The organism is Candidatus Nitrospira nitrosa, from assembly GCF_001458735.1.
Classification (GTDB): Bacteria; Nitrospirota; Nitrospiria; order Nitrospirales; family Nitrospiraceae; genus Nitrospira_D; species Nitrospira_D nitrosa.
In genome coordinates this window covers 203,107-224,556 of the sequence record NZ_CZQA01000009.1, presented here as the reverse complement: position 1 = coordinate 224,556, position 21,450 = coordinate 203,107, and the positions used below count along the sequence as shown (strand labels likewise).

Sequence of the window (21,450 nt, the reverse complement as noted above, 5' to 3'; positions counted from 1 at the left end):
TCATCCGTCTTGCCATTCCTCCTTTTCGACTCCCGGCAGTGTCGTTTCTATGTTTGATGAATAAGTTTTCATCTTGTCCTAATGCCCTCCTCATCTTCCGGGTTTATAAGAGATCAACAAGATGAGCCGAGCCTGCAGGCGCGTGGAGCGCTTCGGGTCACGAGCTCGAGATGTTGGTGTCGGCATGTCGCACAAGGAGGATACGCGATGAAGGATGTGACGAAGGGACTGACCATCTCTCCATCTGCTCTACCCACTCCATTTCAGCAGGAGTTGAGGCAGCTATCACCGAACCATCTGTTGGAATTAGTGACCCGCTTGTGTCTCTTCAGAGCCGAGCGCTGGGGACGCCGGGCGCTGTTTTATGAGAAGCATCGCGACTATTTCCCACGCTTGTCCTCCAGCCGATTTGTGAGTCGATGTCGGTTATTGGAAGCGAGGTACCGAGCGCTGGCTCAGCTGGTATTCCTGATCCCGGCCGATGAACATCTCGTTCCGGTGCATGCTGTCGGTGTGCGTCAAAGATAGAGAAGCCGTATCTCGCATCGACGAATAAGCCGGCACCGTCTGGGTGGAACAGCCCAACTGTTCCACCCAGACGAACAGTCCTCGATCGTACGAGCGATCGGGATGGGCTTGGTGCATAATAACTCTCATGCCTCTCCGGTTGTGTCCTGAAGATGAATAGCTCAAGGTTCGAGATGCAGCTGCTACCCGTCATGTGTGATGAGGGTTCTCCGCGTTGATTGTTCGCGCAGATTCAGTTTCGAGGCCATTCCTTATCTTCTGACCACGTGTCTTGCGCTGACCCTCCTCTTCCACGTACCATCGGCATCTAAAGCATGATTCCGGTTACTTCTCGAGTACTCTCGGTCCATTTTCAGCATGAAAGGTCTCAGCATCCGTATGAAACAGAACCAATCGACAACGTCCACCGGCCCGAATGCCACGGGCTTCTCACCAGGGTTCGCCTCACTCGGGCTTGAAGCGCCGCTTCTTACGACACTGGAAACATTGGGCTATGAAGAACCGACCCCGATCCAACGGGAGGCCATTCCACCGCTGCTGGCAGGTCGAGACCTTTTAGGGCAGGCGGCTACAGGGACCGGTAAGACCGCGGCCTTCGCATTGCCGATGCTGCAGCGAATCGCGCATGCAGAAAAGGCTCGTCCCTCGGCGCTTGTGCTCGTGCCGACCCGCGAATTGGCGATCCAAGTCGGCGAAGCGATGCAGCGGTACGGCAAGGAATTACGGATGAGTGTGTTGGCGGTGTATGGTGGACAGGCAATCGGTCCGCAGTTGCACGCGCTCAAACGGGGGGTCGATGCGGTTGTGGCCACACCTGGACGAGCCTTGGATCATATCCGCCGTGGCACGCTAAAGCTGCAAGAGGTGAAGATCGTCGTCTTGGACGAAGCAGATGAGATGCTCGACATGGGGTTCGCGGATGACCTGGATGCGATTCTGACAGGCACGCCCAAGACCAAACAGACCGCCTTGTTCTCAGCGACGATGCCCCCGCGGATTCGCTCAATCGCCCACAGGCATCTCCACAACCCCGTCGAGATTACGATTGCAAAAGAACCTATCAAATCCGGCACAGCTCCGCGCGTCCAGCAAGCGGCCTATATCGTCACCAGACCGCATCGAGGCGCCGCACTCGCCCGCGTGATTGAGGTAGCCGGTGCAAAATCAGCATTAGTCTTCTGTCGAACCAGGCTGGAAGTAGATGAAGTGACGGCGATGCTCACGGGGCGTGGTCACCGTGCCGAGGCAATCCATGGCGGCATGAACCAGGGACAGCGCGATCGCGTGATGCAGGCGTTCAAGGCTGGGCAAACCGAATTGTTGGTCGCGACGGATGTCGCGGCGCGCGGTCTGGATATTCCACAGGTCTCACATGTAATCAATTACGACCTCCCGTCCTCAGCTGAAGTGTACGTGCATCGGATCGGCAGGACCGGCCGAGCCGGTCGGGAAGGCGTGGCCATCACGATCCTTGACCCGCGAGAACAGCGTTTATTGCGAACGATTGAGCAACACACGAAGGCTCAGGTCAGTGTTTTAGCGGTACCCAGCGTTGCCGATCTTCGCGCCAAACAATTGGAGCGGATCCACGCTACTCTGGCAGAGGTCTTGGGCGATGGTAAGCTGGATGGGTTCACTCCCCTGGTCGATCGCCTGGCTGCCTCCCATTCACCTTCCGATGTTGCGGCGGCTGCGATCAAACTGCTTGTGCGAGCCCAGGGTGGGGAGCGTCCTGAACAAGAGATTCCAGCGGTGCCTTCCCGGCAGGCTGAATTCAGCAGACCGGTCCGGCAGGCCGGTCGCTATGACGATCGGTCCAGGAGTCTACCTTCCCGACCCGATCGTCGGCCGACAGGGCCGCCACGTCATGGTGGCGGGCGGGAGACCGGCATGGCACGGGTATACATCGGTGCTGGACGCGAGGCGGGTATCAGACCCGGCGATCTTGTCGGCGCCATCGCCAACGAGGTGAAAGTCAACTCGAGCGTTATCGGCGCGATCGAAGTCGAAGAGCGGTTTTCTCTGGTCGATGTTCCGGAAGCCCTTGCTCCACGTATTATTCAACAGCTCAGCCGCGCACGGATCAAGGGGAGAAAAGTGTCAGTACGAATCTTTCGCGACTGACGCAGCGGCAGAGTGAATGGGGCACCGGTGTCGATGCCGAACAAGAGTGGGCGATGACGTGGCGCATGTCCTGTCAGATGTGTGTGACATGCTGCCGCTCATCATCTCGTTGTCACGAAGGTGCCGAACGTGTTGAAGGGGGGGATGATTGAAGTCGCCATGATATCGGCGGCGAACCTTCGCAGCCCTTCGGCTTCAACTGATCGACAACGTCATGGCATCTGCACCATCGGCTGATTCCGCCATACAGGATCCTCCCCCCATCGTCCCTGCCACGGTCAGGGTTCCTGAGATTACGGTCAAAGCCGTGGTGCTGTCGGTCGTCCTTGCTGCGGTATTGGCTGCAGCCAATGCCTACCTGGGACTTTTTGCAGGAATGACGGTCTCTGCTTCGATCCCAGCTGCGGTCGTTTCCATGGCGATTCTGCGGCTGTTCCGACATTCGAACATTCTCGAAAATAATATCGTTCAGACTGCGGCATCATCGGGCGAGGCGTTGGCTGCCGGTGTGATCTTCACGATCCCCGCCTTGCTATTGGTCGGCTATTGGTCGGAGTTTGACTACTGGCAGACGACATTAATCGCGGGAGTGGGCGGGCTCCTCGGTGTGCTCTTTACGATTCCTCTACGGCGTGCCTTGATTGTGACCGCTCGCTTGCGTTTCCCGGAGGGGGTGGCGACGGCAGAAGTGTTGAAGGTAGCCGCTGCGGATCGGAGTACCACAGGGACGCGTAGCGCAGCAGGAGATGTTCGGTCCCTACTGGCGGCTGCGTTCCTCGGTGGTCTTGTGAAATTCGGCGAGAGCGGTATGCGTCTGTGGACAGAGTCATTGGAAGGGGCGGCTCATGTTGGGCGTACCGTGCTTTATGCCGGACTTAATCTTTCGCCCGCGCTACTCGCAGTGGGCTTTATCATCGGTCTCCATACATCGGTCGTTGTGTTCTTGGGCGGTGTGGTTGGTTGGGTGATCTTGCTGCCAGCTTATGGATTCCTCAATGGGCTGCCGCCTGATCTGTCAGGACTGAACGCCGCGACCGCGATTTGGAGCGGACAGATCCGGTACGTCGGCATCGGCGCGATGCTGACCGGTGGATTGTGGACGTTGACGAAATTGCATGAGCCGGTCTGGAGCAGTATTCAAACATTACGGGAAAGCTATCGGGCAAGCAAAACATCAACAACCAAGGGGCGCGTGGTGCGGACGGAGCAGGATGCGCCGCTCATGTGGATTCTGTTGCCTTTGGGGATGTCATTGATTCCGATGGCCTGGATTTACACGACCGTCGTGAACGATGTTATGATCGGTTGTGTCATGACGCTGGTCATGGCGCTTGCTGCGTTTCTCTTTTCTTCGGTGGCGGCTTATATGGCTGGGCTTGTGGGAAGTTCCAGCAATCCAGTGTCCGGAGTCACCATCGCCACAATCATGCTGGCAACCCTGTTGCTCGTCTTCTTCCTTGGTGTCGGGCACCCAGCCGGGCCTGCCGCGGCACTGGTGATCGGCGCCGTTGTCTGCTGTGCGGCAGCGATGGGCGGAGACAATCTCCAAGACTTGAAGACGGGCCATCTGGTCGGAGCGACGCCGTGGAAACAACAGGTGATGCAGGTGATCGGGGTCGTCACCGGTGCGTTGGTGTTGGTTCCGGTTCTCTCGCTGCTTCAGGCAAAGTACGGGATTGGAGAAGCGACGGCGAGCCATCCCCATCCATTGAATGCGCCGCAGGCGACGTTGATGGCCAGCCTCACGCGTAGCGTCTTTGGTGCAGGGCTGCCGTGGCATCTCGTCGGATTGGGTGCGGTCATCGGAACACTTGTGATTCTGTTGGATCGACGGCAGGAACGGCATGGCAGTGAGTTTCGATTCCCGGTGCTCGCGGTGGCGCTGGGGATTTATCTACCACTCAAACTCTCAGCAGCGATCTTTGTCGGTGGGGTGATTGCCGCAATGGTGAGGGCGGTGACAGGGAAGAGAGATGAACCTTCGCAGAGAGGATTGCTGTTTGCAGCCGGGTTAATTACCGGTGAGGCGTTGATGGGAATTCTGTTGGCCTTGCCGATTGCGCTGAGTGCGATATGGCCTGGCCTTGGAGCTGATCCGTTCGAGCTCTTCACTACTCCACAACTCGGCGGGTGGCCCGGCTTGGCGATGATGGTTCTGGTCGGCACGCTGCTGTATCGAGGTGCGGTCGCTACTGGGAGGTACTGAGGGACTTCTGTTACCAACGTATCTTCGTCAGTGGAATGAAACGGAGAAGATCCCGTCATGGGCGATAGTTCATCTACTCTCTGTCGCAACGAGACTGTCTTTCAGTCGCACAGCGCTGTCGGGAATCATGGGGATCGCTCAACCCAGCAATGCCGGCTGTCGGCGGGCGAATTGGACCAGAAAAGCTGCCAGAACTACGAAGGGGCTTAGTGTCTGATGTTGCCTTTGTCGTCGGAAGCCGTATTCTGAATGATCCAGACGGCATTCCGACGGCATTGCGAGCATTTCACCGTACGATGCGGGAATTGGGTCCTTCGTCTGGTTGAACAGCACTTCCTAAAGTAGAGGAGGCTTTGGTATGCTCCATGTGGCTATCGCGTCGGTGCTGATGTACTCGTAGGGAGGGAAGGATGAAGATCTCCACTCGGTTTCTCGAAATGCTCCGCACAATCGGCCATTTATGGGCCGACCTTCCGTTATTGGTTCGCTTGCTCAAAGCGTGGAAGCAAGGCAGCTACAGGGGATTGTCCTTGCGTACGATCGCATCAATTGCCGTGTCGATCCTCTATGTCCTGAGTCCTGTGGATGCGATACCGGATTTTATTCCAGGAATCGGACTCATCGATGATGCCGCGATACTGGCGCTGCTGCTCCATAGTCTCGCACAGGATCTATCGGCGTTTCGTGTGTGGGAGCAGAATCGCAACGGAGTCTAACCAGCGTCACTTCGCCGTTTCACTTTGGCCGTTGGTAGGGCACTCAGCGGATCCTCAGGCCAGTGGTGTTTGGGATACCGACCACGCAGATCCTTGCGCACGTCTTGGTACGTGCGCTTCCAGAAACCACCCAAATCTTGTGTGACTTGCATCGGTCGCTTGGCCGGCGAGAGGAGATGCAGCATCACCGGTACGTTTCCACCGGCCACTCGGGGTGTCTGCTGACAGCCGAACATCTCTTGTAGCCGGACTGCGAGCACTGGGGGATCGGACGGGCTGTAGTCGAGGCGGAGCCGGGAACCACTCGGCACCGTAATATGTGTCGGAGCCATTTGATCGAGACGTGTGTGCTGTTCGTATGTGAGCAGGGCATGCAATGGGGCACCGAGGTCCAGCCTGCTTACGGCGTTGAGGGTGGTCATGCCGGACACAAATGGACCGAGCCACGTCTCCAATGTCTGCAAAAGCGTTTCTTCCGAGAGGTCCGGCCATTTCGAATCGGACCCTTCAAGCTGTTTCAGCCAGGCAATACGAGTCCGCCATTGTGTGAGTTCCGGCGTAAAGTGGAGCGCCTGCAGTCCAGCCTCATAGACCCCTTGCAGAAGGGCAGTTGTGACGAGCTGAGGATCCGGATTTGAAAGCCCCTCTTCTAGAAGCACAACCGCTCCAAGCCGACGGCGACGCGCTGCTCGAACCGCCCCGGCCCGAGCATCCCAGATGACTGACTCCTCAGTCATGACGTGGTCGCCGTATAAGGATTCGATTTCCTGTCCGGTAAGAGGCGCGGCCAGGTTGATTTTGGCCCATTGGCCTCCACCCTCCACATCGGCCACAACGAGGAAAGGCTCCTTGGCCAGCGGATCTGGTTTTATGAATTGAGCTCCTTGACCGTTGACGAGCCGGTACCGTGCTTCTTCACTCGGCAAGCGTTGTGCGATCCGATCGGGATAGGCTAATGCAAGCAGCAATCCTGCCGCTTGTGAATGGTCGGACGTCGAGTGTACGTTTCCGTCTTTGTCACGGCCAAATTGTCGTCTCCAGACATCTGCCGTTCTCACGACTCGTTCCACCGTTCCACGCCTCACGGAGACCCCGAGTGAACCGGTTGGCCCTCGTATGATATCGAGTCTGACACGGAGATCAGCGGTATGCGATTCCGGTGGCCCATCCAGAATGTCACGTTCACTCAAGAGCGCTGCCACGGCGCAGGCCTGATCCATGAGCTGAAGCGGATTGGCTTTGAGCAACATGTGTGCAAGGCGGGGATGCAGGGCCAGTTCGGCCATGTCACGTCCGTGATTGGTGAGACGCCCGTCGGACGAAAACGCACCGAGTTGTATCAGCAATGCCTTGGCTTGCGCGATGGACCCCGATGGTGGGGAGGTCAGCCAGGACAGTTCTGTCGGCTCGTACGTACCCCATTGCGCGAGATCGAGCATGAGCGAGGTCAGATCGGCTTCGAGAATTTCCGGTTGGCGATGCGCGGTGAAGGTCGATTGCTCCTTTAGCGTCCACAATCGGTAGCAGATGCCTGGCGCGAGTCGTCCGGCACGGCCGCGCCGCTGATCAGCGGAGTCTTGTGTCACGCGAACGGTCTCCAGTCGAGTCAGGCCGGAGCGTGGGTCGAATCGCGGAATACGAAGCCGACCCGCATCGATGACCACATGCACGCCATCGATCGTCAGACTGGTCTCGGCAATAGAAGTTGCCAATACCACCTTTCGCTTGCCGGGATCAGCAGGACGAATGGCCAAATCTTGCATGGACTGAGGAAGATCACCGTGCAGCGGGGCGATCACTACAGAAGAACCCAGCTTCGCATCCACGAGCATACGCTCAAGCCGCCGGATCTCGGCCATACCGGGAAGAAAAACCAAGAGGCTGCCGGCATCTTTCGCGAGGGATTGTCGAATGACTTGCGCTACGGCAAGGTCAAGCCGTCCTACCACTGGCTCATGAAGGTATCGGGTCTCGACAGGGAACATTCGGCCTTCGCAGGTGACTGCCGACGCACGACCTAACAGTTCGCGTACCGGACCACAATCCAAGGTGGCGGACATCACGAGCATGCGAAGGTCTCGACGAAAGATCCGTTGTGTTTCTAGGCAGAGCGTGAGTCCCGCATCCGCTTGCAAGCTCCGCTCATGGAATTCGTCGAACACCACGATGCCGTACTCATTCAGTGAGGGATCCCGTTGAAGCAACCGTGTAAGGACTCCTTCAGTGACGACTTCGATTCTCGTCGTTGGTCCGACTCTTGTCTCAAACCGCATCCGGTAGCCGACGGTGTTCCCAACCTGTTCGTGGAGGAGCGCAGCCATATGGTGAGCGGCGCCTCGTGCAGCAAGCCGCCGAGGTTCAAGGATTAAGAGCTTCTTGTTCGACAACCAGGGCTCATCCAAGAGGGCAAGCGGGACGCGCGTGGTCTTCCCTGAACCAGGAGGAGCGGTTAGGACGGCGTTCGGTTCGGCTGCCAGTGCGTCCCGGAGGGACGGCACGACATCTTCTATTGGAAGTGTCGACATGACGTGATAGGGTCAGGCCTCAAGGTGGGTACTGTACCAGACTATGAAGACGGGGAGAAATGACAAACCCGTTCAAAACCTGAGGATATTTCAATGTCACCTTATCGCTGGAGCCAGACGACGCCGACAAGGCCAGGATGGTACTGGTTCCGTGGGCTTGCTCACGAAGCTGACCCGTTTATCGTACTTGTCGATCAGGCAGGGGAGTTTCAATGGCCGGACGGTGGATTTCAAGAGGTCACGCTGGCCAAGGGTGAATGGGCTGGCCCGATCGAAGACCCTGAGGATTAGTGCGAGGGTGCGCTGACCCTCATCAAAGTGTGAGATCTATGAAGGAACGAACCGTTGAGCCGCATCTATTCATTATTCTGGGAGCCACAGGCGATCTCACCAGGAGGAAACTCCTACCCGCACTCTTTCACTTGCGCACCTACGGCGAACTGGAACGACAGAACACTCTCATCGTCGGTGCGGCATTACCGGAGCTCAGTGAAGAAGCCTTCCGGTTATGGGCCTATGAGGGGCTGACCAGCTCCGGGGCTCGCAACGCGACCGATCTTCGCCACTGGTGCGACGAGCATGTGCACTATCACACCGTACGAGAAGGCGGAGTTGCGGACTACGAAGCCTTGGCCAAGTTTATCGCGCACCTCGAAGTGGCAAGGAACCTGCCTCAGAACAGAATCTTTTATCTAGCACTTCCCCCGACGATAGTGCCTGCAACCCTAGAGCTGCTGCATCAAGCCGGCTTACTCAAGAGCCATGGGTGGGTGCGAGTGGTCTTTGAAAAGCCGTTCGGTCATGAGTTTCACTCGGCTCGCACGCTCAATACGTTATTGCATCGCTATTTAGAGGAATCTCAGATCTATCGTATCGACCATTACTTGGGCAAAGAGACCGTACAAAATCTGTTGGCGTTTCGCTTTGCGAACCCCATTTTTGAATCGCTGTGGAATCGCGATACGGTGGAGAGTATCGAAATCACCGTTGCCGAAGATCTCGGTGTCGAACATCGCGGGGCGTATTATCAAGAATCCGGCGCGTTGCGCGACATGGTACAGAATCATTTGATGCAACTTCTGACTGTTGTGGGTATGGAAGTGCCGACGTCGTTCGAGGCTTCCGAGATTCAAGCTGAGAAACTGAAAGTTCTGCGTTCGATTTCACCGATCCGACCTGAGGACGTGGTCTTCGGACAATACAGGGGCTGGGATATCGCCGGCCAGAGGATTCCCGGCTATCTTGAAGAGCGAGGGGTGCCTTCCGATTCGAGAACCGAGACGTACGTAGCCTTAAAGTTAGACATTCACAATTGGCGTTGGAGAGGTGTGCCGTTTTTTCTGAGAACCGGCAAGCGGCTCCCCCGCAAGATTACGCAAGTAGCGGTCACCTTCCGTTCGGCCCCTATTCAAGTCTTTCGCTCATTGGAGCCGGGCAGTCTGAACCCCAACCGGTTGCTGATCACGCTGCAACCGAGCGAAGGATTTTCTCTCTGCTTCTCCGTAAAAACTCCCGGACGGCCGTTCAGGTTCAGCGATCGGGCGCTGAGGTTCGACTACGGTCAGGCGTTCGGCGGCGATCTGCCGGAGGCGTATGAGACGTTGTTGCGGGACATCATGATCGGCGATCAGACGCTATTCGTCACTGCGGACTTTACGGAAACGGCGTGGCGGCTCTACGACCCGATTTTGTCGGGGCCTCGAACGGTGCATTCTTATACGGCTGGTTCTTGGGGACCCAAAGAGGCCGACGTCCTCGTGGAACGAGATGGTCAGAGCTGGCAATTGGGTTGGTAGCACGTCGTTGGTAAGTATTCTCCGTGCTGTCATGCTACGATGGTGAATGCCTGCCGATCTTGGTCACCCGCTGACGACAAGTATCCCGCAACGGCTGGATCGGTTGCCCTGGTCGCGTTGGCATTGGCTGATCGTCGGGGCACTCGGAGTGACCTGGCTGCTTGATGGACTTGAAGTATCCATCGTGGCAGCTTTGGGTCCGATCCTGACCCATTCGGAAACCCTTCAACTGACTCACGCACAAGTCGGACTCACCGCATCTGCTTATTTGGCAGGCTCGGTCTGTGGGGCACTGCTATTTTCATATCTCACCGATCGGCAGGGACGGAAAAAGTGGTTCATGATCACCTTGGCGCTGTACTTGATTGCGACGGTGCTGACGGCTTTTTCGTGGAATCTTTTTAGTTTCATGTTTTTCAGATTCTTGACCGGAGCCGGCATCGGTGGGGAATATGTCGCCATCAACTCAGCGATCGATGAACTGATTCCGGCACGCTATCGTGGCCAGACGGATCTGACCATCAACGGCACCTGGTGGCTTGGTTCGGCGGCGGGTGGATTGCTGACGATTCTCTTGCTCAATCCGGAAATCTTTCCGGAAACCATTGGCTGGCGGCTGTGTTTTGTATTCGGTGCAGTGCTGGGAGTGGCGATCATCATCGTCCGGCGTGTGATTCCTGAAAGCCCGCGGTGGCTGATGACTCACGGTCGTGTGCGCGATGCAGAAGCCGTTGTGTCGGAGATTGAGCGGCAGATATCACAATATCACGGAACGACACTCGCAGAACCCGATGGCCATCTGACTATCCATCCTCGCCCTCACACAACAATGTTGACCGTGGCTCGGGAACTCTTCCGGTCATATCCTCGACGAACCGCCCTCGGGATCGGACTGATGGTGACGCAATCGTTCATGTACAACGCGGTCTCATTTACCTATCCCATGGTACTCACCAAGTACTACGGTGTTGTCGACAACCGCATCGGTTTCTATATCTTGCCGTTCGCCCTCGGGAATTTCTTGGGGCCGCTCATCTTGGGACGATACTTTGATACGGTCGGTCGTAAGCCGATGATCAGCCTGACCTACGGGACATCCGGTCTCCTATTGGGCTTGACGGGCTATCTATTCTGGTTGGGCTCTTTGTCCCTGTCGACACACATGCTGATCTGGTCATCGATTTTCTTTTTTGCCTCGGCCGGCGCCAGTGCCGCCTATTTGACGGTGAGTGAAGTGTTTCCGATGGAAATCCGCGCGATGGCGATCGCCTTTTTCTTCATTGTGGCGCAAGGAGCCGGCATTGCGGCGCCGTGGCTCTATGGAATCATGATTGAAACGTCAGCAACCAGCGTCTTCTACGGTTATCTGCTCGGGGGGGCCATGATGCTGCTCGGGGCGGTGATCGAGTTGTGGCTTGGTGTAAAGGCGGAGGGACAACCGCTCGAGCAGATCGCGCCGCCACTCTCGGTGAGGACTCCCGGTTCCGTATGAAGGTGTAAGAGACGTACTCCGGTATCAGCCGTCCTCTTTCAATGCCTGTTGCTGCTTGTCTGAATATCGATGGTGTAGCTTCACCGGTGGTCTATGGCGCGCACGGATCCGTAGGTTGATCATCTCCACCGCGACTGAAAATGCCATCGCAAAGTAGATATAGCCTTTGGGAACGTGCACATCAAAACCCTCAACCATCAAGGTCACTCCGACCAAAATAAGGAACGACAGAGCCAAGATTTTGATCGTCGGATGGGTATCGACAAAATCACCGATGGGGCGAGCCGCAAACATCATGACAAGGACGGACAGGATGATGGCCGTCGCCATGACTGATATCTCGTTCACCAGTCCAACGGCGGTGATGACTGAATCCAAGGAGAACACAAGGTCTAAGATGGCGATCTGTAGAAGCATCATGCCCAGACTGACCGGAACGGATGTGTCCGCTTGTTCGGTCTCTCCTTCCAGACTATTGTGGATCTCATGTGTGGCCTTGGCGAGGAGAAAAAGGCCGCCGACGATCAGAATAACGTCACGGCCGGAGATCGCTTGATTCAAGACAGTGAACAACGGTGCCGTCAGCCCCATCACGAGCGAAATCGAGAAGAGAAGTCCCAGCCGTGCCAACATCGCCAGCCCCAATCCCAGCCGGCGAGCGAGGTCACGCTGGTGTTTGGGGAGCCGAGCGACGAGCACCGAGATGAAAATGATGTTGTCGATGCCGAGCACAATCTCAAGCGCCGCAAGGGTTCCCAATGCAATCCACATTTCAGGATTCGTCAGCCAGTCGAACATCTCATCCTCCAAAACGCGATGGATCTGTGGGAAAACGGATACTCACTGATCGTACTAGCCAAGGGGCATTGACCGATCAAGAACGTGTGAGATTAGCATAGTTGATCGGGTGGCCGTTGTCGTGTTGGCTAGACCTATTGTGAAGGGGTTTGGTACCCCTCCACCTACAGTCTGAAGTCAGTTCTGGTCATCAATCTCAATCCTTCCACGAGTCTCTCAGCCACTCGCGGTCATGTATGAAACTAGAGCAACATGAAACACGACTTCAAATGGGTGTAGGTCCATTAAGTCCTACCGCTGTACCCTAGGACGGATAGACACCCTGATGTTCTGTGTTGCAATGTACGATCGTCATTGTGAATCGGCTTCAGATGCTGAGGAAAGCGCAAGCCATACACATTTCCTGACTGGAGCCGTTATGCGTAATTGTGCTATAAGGTAGAGCCGAATGTCGTAGTTGTACTGAGCAGAGGCGGTTGCTCATTCGACATTCAAAGATTGAGTGAGGATTATTGTCCGTATGTCGAGTGAGGCCTTTCGGGCCTGGTACGTTTTCAAATAGATAGCCCCGTCATGAGGTTATCACTTATGTCGATAAACACTGCTTTCGATTCCAGGGACAGGACGACTTGAAGTCCACGCTTTTATAAGGAAGAGGTGTTCTGGTTGAAGCGGTGGTCTGTCCTGTGAGGCTCTGTTCTCAGAATCAGATGACTCGCGTCAGTTTCTGATTGGAATGAGCACCAGGATGAAAGTTTCTTGGCATCATCTGCGAGTGTGATACTCGATATGGTCCGGCCGGAGTTAGGTGCGCAGGTGAGTCGAATGGGAGCGATGTATCTATAGTACACATCGTGACAGAACTGAGCATGAGGCGTGAGAGCGGACGTATCCGATAGTATCCCAAGACCTTCGGGAAGAGAGGGGTGAGCGGTGGACGATATGGTTGGTTCGAGTCCGGCCATTTGTGGAGTATTCGATAAGATCTCAAAAGTTGCGGTGACTGAGATGCCGGTCCTGCTGACCGGGGAAACCGGCACAGGTAAGGAGCTCACGGCACAGGCCATTCATGCTCGAAGCGTTCGGAAGCAAGGCCCCTTTGTGCCGATTAATTGTGCGGCTATTCCTGAAACCTTGCTGGAGTCCGAACTGTTCGGCCACGAACGAGGAGCCTTTACCGGAGCGGTACATCAAAAAAAGGGTAAGCTGGAAGCTGCAGACGGCGGAACCTTGTTTCTAGATGAAGTCGGTGATCTTCTTCCTTCCTTACAGGTCAAACTGCTGAGATTTCTCCAGGAGGGAACCTTTGAGCGGGTGGGGGGACAGGAGACCCTTCATGTCGATACGCGAGTGATTGCAGCGACAAATGTCGATCTCAAAGCCGCGATAGGCCACAATCGATTTCGGGAAGATCTGTATTATCGGCTGGGAGTCTTGCATATTCATCTTCCGCCGCTTCGAGAACGAGGGGAAGATACATTGCTGATGGCTATGGTGTTTCTCCAGCAGGCAGCCGCAACGACGCACAAGCTGATCCGTGGATTTTCAGCTCAGGCCATCGATGCACTCCGTACGCATCCTTGGCCGGGGAATGTGCGGGAATTAAGTAATCGAGTCCGACGGGCCGTTGTCATGAGCGAAGGGCAGGAGATCACTCGTCAGGATCTTGATCTGGCCGGCGAAGACCTGCCTGCCACGGATTCATTGGACTCACTACGAGCGGCCCACCAGAGAATTGAGACCGAATTACTCGTCAAGGCACTCACGCTCCATCGCGGAAACATGAGTCGGATTGCTCGTGATCTCCAGGTGAGCCGCTCGACGCTCTATCGAAAACTGAAACAGTATGGACTTGAAAAAATTTCCCCTATGCTCACACCGTCTACGGTGACGGCAAAAACGAGGCGCAAGTCGCGTGGGCACTCAAGTCCAGGTGAGAATAGTTCCGTGGTGATGAATGAATCTTCAATCGGAGTCTCGCTTGAGCCAGTCTCTCAAGTTCCCTAGTGAACTTCGGAAATAGTTTTCTTGAATCATGCACGCGGTTCAACTCATCGGCTCAACAATCTGGCCTACCCCCTTCGGTCTCCACAAGGCTGAGCAATCCATCAATAAAGATTGAACAAGTGTTTCATAGGTGAGACGCTCGCCTTGCTCGATCGGTACACTATATGTAGATGGCATAAGCAGAATATCTGTAGCTACTGTGGATGAGACCTACTATTCCACATCACTATGCAAATGAAATCATATGAGATGGAATGAAATACTGTTCCAAGATAGAACACTTCTCGTGAGTGGGATTGGAGGCTACACAGAAAACAGTTCACCTGACACATTCTGAAACGTGAGTAAAATGGGAGTGCGGTTCAGGTTAAGATGCGTATTGGGGTGTGTTTATGAATCAATCGTGTGTCCGAAAATAATACACTGTGTGTGAAATCAGTCACTCTCTACCAGACAATAACATCACATTGTTCAAAATTATTAGTAAAAGTAAATATTAGTATTATGGCACTTGATTTGCTTTATGAAAATCGGCGGCTTATGAGGGATGGTGATAGACCGGTTTGTGGAATCAGTGGATAACTTGAGGCGATAAAAGATCTGCGGTCTTTTTTATATGATTCATCCAAGATTGTTGTCCTACCCCCACGAGAATGAAGAAATATCAAAAGCTTCAGCTACACTCGTTCAGGCCAAGACCGTACGAATGTCGGCCAGATATTCAATGGATGGGTTGGCGCCTGGATGGTGGTTTCAGAACTTTAATCCTCTCTGGAAGCCGTTGGTACATTGGATCAGACGGCAACGGCATATGACCTTGTCGGAGTTTCAACTGATTACCTCTCGCATCTCTGGCTTAACTGCGATTGAGAAGACCATAGTCATCTCTGCCTTTATTGCCTGTAAGAACATGCAGCCATGATCGGTCACCATTCGATCTGACTCCCACTGAGCCCTTATTCACTGGTCCTCCCGGTTCACATTTTCAGAAAGCACAGTCCTATATGTGACCCTTGTGCTGAGTGGGGTCAATTTCTGTCGTTACGATATTCAAACGTAGAACGTTTCGTAGCGTTTTGTCTTTGGGGTCCTATCATCTGAACGTGAAATCAGAAGTCGATGGAAGCAACGGCGGGAGATCTATATGCAGATTGCACACAATTACGCAGGGTTCGAGCGTTCAGGGAATCAATCAGCGCAACTCGTAGGGTGCGACCAAGACGTAACCGCGACTGCAGCGATAGTTCTATAAACTCCAACCCGCACTCAGTACCCTGAGTCCAGATGACTCGGGCCACCTCAATCGGTACTGCGCGCGGCTGATCAGGCAAGAGGAGGCTGATACGTGCCATGCTGCCCAGTGCCAGTTCACGGTCGGATAGGAGTGAACAACCGTGCAAAGAGAGGTTTTGAAGTATTCCTTCACACACGAAGGACTCCCCTCCAAGAATGAGCGGCGAATCGAAGGGGAACCGCACGTACGTCCGAGTATGAGAAAAGTTGGCCATGTGGTGGACGGATTGTACCCGACGCTGTCAGAAGTCCGGTATTCCACATTGGGTGGGGTTGGAGTCGAAGCCAGCGGAAGCGGAGAGAGGGTGTCTCTCAACCGCGGCTCAAAATTAGCGGCCGATTCTCTTGCTTGTCATCAGATAGACTTCATGCCGAGCCGGGATGACTATCAGTTCGGCAGGTCTAGCATTCAGCGTATCCGGACGGCTGTCCCCGAAGCGCCACAGAGATACTGAGATACACTGCCTCCAGAGGTGGTTACTGTTTCCTGCTCAGCAGGGATGGGACCATTGAGCATGAGGAGAGAACCTTGTGCATCGATCTGTCCGATCATCCGTGCACCGGTGACGGTATAGGAATGATCTACTGCGATAAATGTTCCCTGTTGAACAAAACTCCCATTTGGCTTGAGGACATAGGTCAATTGAGCGCTTTCTTCGAACGATGTAGCAGTCGAGCCGGGAAGGACCACCGTACCCTGTTGAGTCAGCTTCGCGGAACCATTTCCGTCATAGACGATGGCCCCGCTGAAGTAGAAATGGACCATAGAGCCAAGTACAGCTTCCGTGCAGGTTTTGACCGCACTAAACCGGAACATGCCTTTGAGAACGCTATGGAGCTCGCCAGGGCCGTCCTCTGCCCGTGCCACCCCTGTCAATAGCAGAACGAGTCCCAGCGTGATTGTCACTATGCTCCTATTGGTTCCCCCTGTCATGAGCCCTCCTTATTGCAGGAATCCATGGAGATAACCAGGCTCCAAACTTACCAGTCACGGTGAACCTCTCTTACACGCAGCCCATTGATGAAAGCAATAGAAATACTTTCAATTACGCTAGTGCTTTGGTATGGGGGCCTTAGAGCGTTGCTCGGTAGGGTGAGGGTGTTTGGATTTATCCTGAATGAAATTAGGGAGTCGAGGCAGGAGTGATTTGCCCAGCTGTACAAGCCAGTGATGAGGGAATCTCCAGCTGACCGGATGGACGATAGCCCCAGGCCGTAGCAAGAGCTTGGCAGGTCAGGCTCTGTATGACCTCGTGAGTATGTTCAACACAATGTGGGTAATAGGCGCTGCCACGAAATGCCCTTTCACGGCTCGATAGCCAAAGACCACGCACTGTCACGCTAATATTGAAGCGGTCGCCGCAGTGCGACTCGAGCAGTGCTCCAGTCTTCAGTTCCTCCCGTTCAAGAATGAGCACAAATTGAGCCTGCCGCTCCATTGCCAGTGTGAGGGCTGCTTCAAGATCCCATACAGATCCGACATTCTGTGGAATGCCTATGATGTCTGAGTAATGGTGAGACTGAAGCCATTCTTCGGCCACGCTGGTCAGGGGACGCTCTCCCAGGATCAGGATGCGCTGCTGCTCAGTGGGCAAGCGAATATGAAAACCATTGGTGATCGGGAAGTGAACGCCGACGGGTGGACGTTTCGAACTGCAGCCTGCCAGGAAGAGGATGATGGCAAGAAGACAGGTTGGCGGAAGCGTCCAGGTGATGAACTGTCGTGGCACCATAAGCACAAAGTATAACAAACGCGCGTAGTCTGTACGGTGAGAGAGAGATCGAGGGAAGACCGTTTCCAGTGTGCGTCACTGCATTTTGTCACAGATCGGTGCAAACTGTTCGAGGTCTATCACCTGTTGCCCCATGAGTCGCGAGTCAAGCCCTTCAGGCTCATCGGTTGCACTCTTAAGGAAGCCGATCAGCATGTGGTTTGGGTGGGGTTGTCCTTCCGCCTTGGCTATGTAGCGGTAGTGGCCGCGCTGTTGAGCCAAGTCACGCACGCTGCATAAGAGGAAGAATGAAGCGCCTACCGACGAACCGATGGCTTTGATTTGAATGTGTACGACCGACGTTCGCTCAGAACGCTCCGTCTCGGTTATCACGATGTCCATGGTGGTATTCTTCAAGCGTTTCGAATCCGAGCGGAAGGTCTCCGCACTGACAGGAGCGGTCATCAGTATCACCATCAGAATCGCTCTGAAGAATCCATGCGCGGCCATACCACTTGCTCCCAATGGAAACAGCGAGTATCTCTGTCTCAATATTTATTACTCGGTATCGAGTGAGATAAGTGTACCACCTGAGCGGAGAACGAGAAGTTTTTCTGGGAACGGGCCTGGGATAGGATAGTCAAGAATGGATTGTCGGTGATGACGTTGGAACTTGTCCCAGATTTCGCCAGGATATTCGAGCAACTTTGGTCAAAAGGTGGAAGACTCCACCGTGGCCGACCTCTCTCCAAGGGCTGTTGGTAGCCAACTATCAGATTTCGTCCCTGTCAATCGTGAGAGTAATGAGAAGGAGGCTGTCAGGACAAGCATCTGCATAGACCAGTGCTCATCCGATTGGTAGATGAAGCCAAAGTTGCAGGATGACCAGTCGTCGTGATGAGAGTGACTCCATAGTAGGCAAATCTTTCCAAGTACCCACAATGAATCAAGACGTAGCCCGGCGACCTTTCTGCCGCTCACTGCGTCATGACGGTGGATTCCTAGGCTTATTGACTGGCCCAGGGTTGGATCGGTACGGTGGAGATAGCATTTTGTGGTGAACCCTCGATGACGCGGTCACTATAGGCGAGATAGATATAGGTCTGCCGTTTCTTGTCGAAAAACCGAACAACTTGCAGTTTCTTGAAAATCAGCGATCGACTCTCGCTAAAGACTCGTTCTCCTTCTTTCAACTCACCGGTCTGGTGAATGGGACCAACCTGACGACAGGACAATGCGGCGTCCGAGGTTTCCTCCGCCAAGCCGACCATGCCTTTCAGGCCACCCTTTTTGGATCGGCTCAGGTAACAGGTGACCCCTTCAATCTTAGGGTCGTCAAACGCCTCAATCACGATTTTGTGATCGGGTCCGAACATTTTGAATTTAGTATCGACGCTGCCGACTTCCTCTGCATAGCTGATCGACACGACCATGGCACAACCGAGCAATGTGCTTAGGAATATGTTTGTTCTCATCTGCTGATTCTCCTGTCATTGTTAGGCCTGATGTACATGTCACATATAACTCGTGGTAGGCACGAACACAAGGGCGACTGTGTGAGACTCGCTTCGACGCGCATAGCGCGAATCATTCGAGTGCACCTTCATCGGCGAACTCAGGATAGGTGATGCAACCCTTCCACGATTTTATTCGCAGTCTTTGAAGTGGGTCTGCTGACAACGGCGCACCATTTCCTGCGCCTGCTCGATCTGCGAGGCGTTCATTTGTGAGGTGAGATGGTCTCGACGACTCATCGCGGTTTTTTGCTCATCCCCACTCAGCATGGTCGCGGCAATTGTGTACCACATCAACGCACGAACGACGTCTTTTCTGACACCGCGGCCTCGTTCATAGATCAACCCCAGGTAATTCTGCGGGCCGGCATAACCCTGCGTGGCGGCCTTGCGAAACCACAACTGCGCCACAGAGTGGTCCTGCCGGACGCCTCGTCCCATTTCATGCATCAGGCCAAGGTAGAACTGGGCTGACGCCATCCCTTGTTCTGCCAGTGGACTGAAGATTCTGGCGGCTTGGGTATAGTCGCCACGCTCATATGCAAATTCCGCCTCCTCAATGGACTGTGCTCCTACAGCGGAACCCGGTGTCATACCTGACATGCAGGCTAGAACTAATAGCACTGTCAAAACACAACGCCACATCAACATCATCCTTTCGCCATAGCCGGTTTCTCAAAGAGGTAATATTTCTACCTTCGGCGGAAACTGGACAACTCCTTATTGTACGTTGTGTGATTTAGCTGGTCTATGGATTTGAAAAGGGGAGAATTGCGAGGCAAGGTCAGACATTGAGGCGCAGGCATGACAAGTTCAACTGGTCGACCAACGAACCTTCCCATAAGAACGGGAATACCTCAAGGCGTAAGGACTCCACGCCATGCTAATCACTATTGATCGACTCGTTCTCCACGGTTGAGCCACAAAGCCCTACAGGTGAATACGCATGGATCTTGTCTGTTTCGGTCACATGGCCGGTGACGGCCGGATGTTCGGTATTCACCCGTTCAAAGATTCTACCAAAGACATTGACCACACTCGTATCATCTTGCCGGCGCAGGTATTCGGCAATGCGCTCACTACGATACCTCACTGAACAAGAGACGGCTATCGGGACATGTTTGGCCATACCGGTCAGCCGATCTAACAAGAAGTCTTCAGCACCCGCATAGATAGCCCTGGAATATGGCTCATGTCCAATTCGTGGTGCAAGCGCGCATCAAATAGATGAAATTTACCGGATGCGATTTGATCGACTAAAATTGCGATACGTTGTGCGAGAGCAGGGTAGACAGCACCACGTCATAGACGTTGTCGCTTACATGGGTTGGGCTTGGATGTGGCGTCCCAAGAGAAGCACTGCCAGCAGAATCAATTCGACAATTACTAACGGGCTGTTGATAAAGGCCACCATCGGCGTTCTCGTCTCGCTCAGAGGCTCAACGTGCGGCAGAGAGTACGATTCGCCTCTTCGCTCGCTGCCGCTTTGCTGGATGGCCTTTCTGAACAGCCTGTGCAGTATTTTCCAGATGTTCGTGACGTCAGGCAGAGCTCCATTTCCAAGCTCGTTCTTGGGTTTGTTAACACAGTGCTAGATAGCACTTCGGTGCTGGACGCTTACTTGGGGGTTGTGGCCGCCCCACAGGCCACTTCCCAGAGCGCTTGATTGATACTCCCTGGTTCTAGGGGTTGTCCATGATCTTGGCTAACCAATACCGCATTGTGAGGTCCAGTGCCCATATGCTGAGAGAATTCAGAAGAGGCCAATAGCCGAACCGTCTTGTGTGTGCAATCCAATTCCTTATGCGTTTTCGTCGAGAAAAACCGGTGTGGGCTCATCATGAACGTCCCAAACGGCGCATTTCCTTGCATCACCTTGTAATCGATTAACTGCCACAGTGTGACGCGTTCTTCGTGTCGGTAAATTGTTTTAGGATCGTAGTACACTATTTCGCGCGACACTGATTGATAGGCGCGATCGATGGCGACCCAGGTTTCACCAGGCGGTATTTCGCCATATCCCTGTGGTTGGTGGGTCCGATACTGAAGGTCTCCACAGGACGAAAAGATGAGAAAGCAGAGACAGAGGCAAGGGCCAATAGCGGTACGGTTAGGCATAAATCCCTCGCCAGACAACATATTCTAACAAAGGTGTCTGAGCCGTGCGATCCTCTGATCGACATCATTCATTTCGAGGGTGAGATAGGCGATCACGATTTCGACAGTGCTGCCTGCCTGATGGTAAAGGTCCCCACCCCTCTGGTGATGACCACCTGCCCATTACGGCTCAACCGACTCACTTCGATGTAGAGCTCATTCCAACTAAATTCAGGGTGATGAGCCACGAGGTCCTCAAAAGCACATTCCGGAGTAGAGCGGAGTGATTCTAGGATTTGCTCGGTGATGGGCATCGGAAGTGACATGGCTGTTCTCCCTTGTGGTGGGTCGGTTGGTCAGTATTCAAGTAGATGGGCTTGAATATGATCTGTGGCGTTGGAGCGGCGAAAACCGTGATATCAGTCGCGTGAGGAGAGAAGAGGGACCGCGAGCGATCACACGGTCGACGTGGCTGAAACGTCTACGGACATGCTACGTGCGGAGTGGCTGTTGGGTCAAGCAGGCCACAGCGCGTCAGTTGATTGGGGACAGGATAGCTGCACAACCTGTCGGCGTGCAATCTGCGCATTGTACAGCTCGCTCGGTCTGACTCGAAGAGCTGACTGTATGCAGGTCAATTAT

Annotated in this window: 19 protein-coding genes; 8 read left to right on the top strand and 11 right to left on the bottom strand. The window is 54.3% G+C overall.

Translation table 11 applies throughout. From position 1 onward, the window contains the following. Positions 1-207: 207 nt before the first annotated feature. The 4 genes from COMA1_RS13230 to COMA1_RS13215 all read left to right on the top strand — a co-directional run bounded on the left by COMA1_RS13230 (position 208) and on the right by COMA1_RS13215 (position 5,574). Complete coding sequence (locus COMA1_RS13230; RefSeq protein WP_090749289.1) at positions 208-528, top strand: hypothetical protein; 321 nt, start codon at positions 208-210, stop codon at positions 526-528. Between the two features lie 378 nt (positions 529-906). After that, complete coding sequence (locus tag COMA1_RS13225) at positions 907-2,652, top strand: DEAD/DEAH box helicase (RefSeq protein WP_090749777.1); 1,746 nt, start codon at positions 907-909, stop codon at positions 2,650-2,652. Between the two features lie 214 nt (positions 2,653-2,866). After that, positions 2,867-4,858 carry an OPT family oligopeptide transporter gene (locus COMA1_RS13220; protein ID WP_090749287.1) on the top strand — a complete coding sequence of 664 codons (1,992 nt, stop codon included), beginning with the start codon at positions 2,867-2,869 and terminating at the stop codon, positions 4,856-4,858. A 410-nt stretch (positions 4,859-5,268) separates the two neighbouring features. Then, positions 5,269-5,574: a YkvA family protein gene (locus COMA1_RS13215; RefSeq protein WP_090749285.1), complete on the top strand. Its 306-nt coding sequence runs from the start codon at positions 5,269-5,271 to the stop codon at positions 5,572-5,574. On the opposite strand, the gene hrpB is transcribed toward COMA1_RS13215, so the two are convergent. Continuing rightward, the gene (hrpB, locus tag COMA1_RS13210) at positions 5,571-8,099 is read right to left on the bottom strand and encodes an ATP-dependent helicase HrpB (protein WP_090749283.1); all 2,529 of its coding nucleotides are present in this window, start codon (positions 8,097-8,099) and stop codon (positions 5,571-5,573) included. The genes COMA1_RS13215 and hrpB overlap by 4 nt on opposite strands. 93 nt (positions 8,100-8,192) lie before the next feature. Between hrpB and COMA1_RS13205 the strand changes: the two genes are divergently transcribed. Genes COMA1_RS13205 through COMA1_RS13195 form a run of 3 tightly spaced genes read left to right on the top strand, consistent with a single transcriptional unit; the run spans position 8,193 to position 11,387 of the window. Continuing rightward, positions 8,193-8,390, top strand: a complete 198-nt coding sequence (locus tag COMA1_RS13205) for a hypothetical protein (protein ID WP_090749281.1) — start codon at positions 8,193-8,195, stop codon at positions 8,388-8,390. Between the two features lie 38 nt (positions 8,391-8,428). Beyond that, positions 8,429-9,895 carry a glucose-6-phosphate dehydrogenase gene (gene zwf / locus COMA1_RS13200; RefSeq protein WP_090749279.1) on the top strand — a complete coding sequence of 489 codons (1,467 nt, stop codon included), beginning with the start codon at positions 8,429-8,431 and terminating at the stop codon, positions 9,893-9,895. 46 nt (positions 9,896-9,941) lie between these two features. After that, a complete protein-coding gene (locus COMA1_RS13195) occupies positions 9,942-11,387 on the top strand; it encodes an MFS transporter (protein ID WP_090749277.1) in 1,446 nt (481 codons plus the stop codon). A gap of 24 nt (positions 11,388-11,411) precedes the next feature. Here the strand turns inward: COMA1_RS13195 and COMA1_RS13190 are convergent, their stop codons facing one another. After that, the gene (locus COMA1_RS13190) at positions 11,412-12,185 is read right to left on the bottom strand and encodes a TerC family protein (RefSeq protein ID WP_090749275.1); all 774 of its coding nucleotides are present in this window, start codon (positions 12,183-12,185) and stop codon (positions 11,412-11,414) included. 942 nt (positions 12,186-13,127) lie between these two features. Between COMA1_RS13190 and COMA1_RS13185 the strand changes: the two genes are divergently transcribed. Further along, positions 13,128-14,192, top strand: a complete 1,065-nt coding sequence (locus COMA1_RS13185; protein WP_141654342.1) for a sigma-54 interaction domain-containing protein — start codon at positions 13,128-13,130, stop codon at positions 14,190-14,192. A gap of 1,109 nt (positions 14,193-15,301) precedes the next feature. On the opposite strand, the gene COMA1_RS22210 is transcribed toward COMA1_RS13185, so the two are convergent. From COMA1_RS22210 to COMA1_RS13135, 9 genes are all read right to left on the bottom strand, one after another. After that, positions 15,302-15,700 carry a PilZ domain-containing protein gene (locus COMA1_RS22210; RefSeq protein WP_090749269.1) on the bottom strand — a complete coding sequence of 133 codons (399 nt, stop codon included), beginning with the start codon at positions 15,698-15,700 and terminating at the stop codon, positions 15,302-15,304. Between the two features lie 194 nt (positions 15,701-15,894). After that, on the bottom strand, positions 15,895-16,419 hold the full coding sequence (locus COMA1_RS13170) for a hypothetical protein (protein WP_090749268.1): 525 nt from the start codon (positions 16,417-16,419) through the stop codon (positions 15,895-15,897). Positions 16,420-16,609: 190 nt separating this feature from the next. Beyond that, the gene (locus COMA1_RS13165; RefSeq protein WP_090749266.1) at positions 16,610-17,218 is read right to left on the bottom strand and encodes a hypothetical protein; all 609 of its coding nucleotides are present in this window, start codon (positions 17,216-17,218) and stop codon (positions 16,610-16,612) included. Between the two features lie 75 nt (positions 17,219-17,293). After that, complete coding sequence (locus COMA1_RS13160) at positions 17,294-17,707, bottom strand: hypothetical protein (protein ID WP_090749264.1); 414 nt, start codon at positions 17,705-17,707, stop codon at positions 17,294-17,296. Positions 17,708-18,204: 497 nt separating this feature from the next. Then, positions 18,205-18,672, bottom strand: coding sequence for a CreA family protein (locus COMA1_RS13155; RefSeq protein ID WP_141654341.1), 468 nt, complete (start codon positions 18,670-18,672; stop codon positions 18,205-18,207). A gap of 171 nt (positions 18,673-18,843) precedes the next feature. Then, the gene (locus COMA1_RS13150; RefSeq protein ID WP_218055381.1) at positions 18,844-19,305 is read right to left on the bottom strand and encodes a tetratricopeptide repeat protein; all 462 of its coding nucleotides are present in this window, start codon (positions 19,303-19,305) and stop codon (positions 18,844-18,846) included. Positions 19,306-19,594: 289 nt separating this feature from the next. Further along, the gene (locus tag COMA1_RS13145; protein ID WP_090749260.1) at positions 19,595-19,840 is read right to left on the bottom strand and encodes a hypothetical protein; all 246 of its coding nucleotides are present in this window, start codon (positions 19,838-19,840) and stop codon (positions 19,595-19,597) included. A 488-nt stretch (positions 19,841-20,328) separates the two neighbouring features. After that, a complete protein-coding gene (locus tag COMA1_RS13140) occupies positions 20,329-20,829 on the bottom strand; it encodes a surface-adhesin E family protein (RefSeq protein ID WP_141654340.1) in 501 nt (166 codons plus the stop codon). 92 nt (positions 20,830-20,921) lie between these two features. Continuing rightward, positions 20,922-21,134 (bottom strand): hypothetical protein, encoded by a 213-nt coding sequence (locus COMA1_RS13135; RefSeq protein ID WP_090749256.1) that lies wholly within the window; start codon positions 21,132-21,134, stop codon positions 20,922-20,924. Between the last annotated feature and the right edge of the window lie 316 nt (positions 21,135-21,450).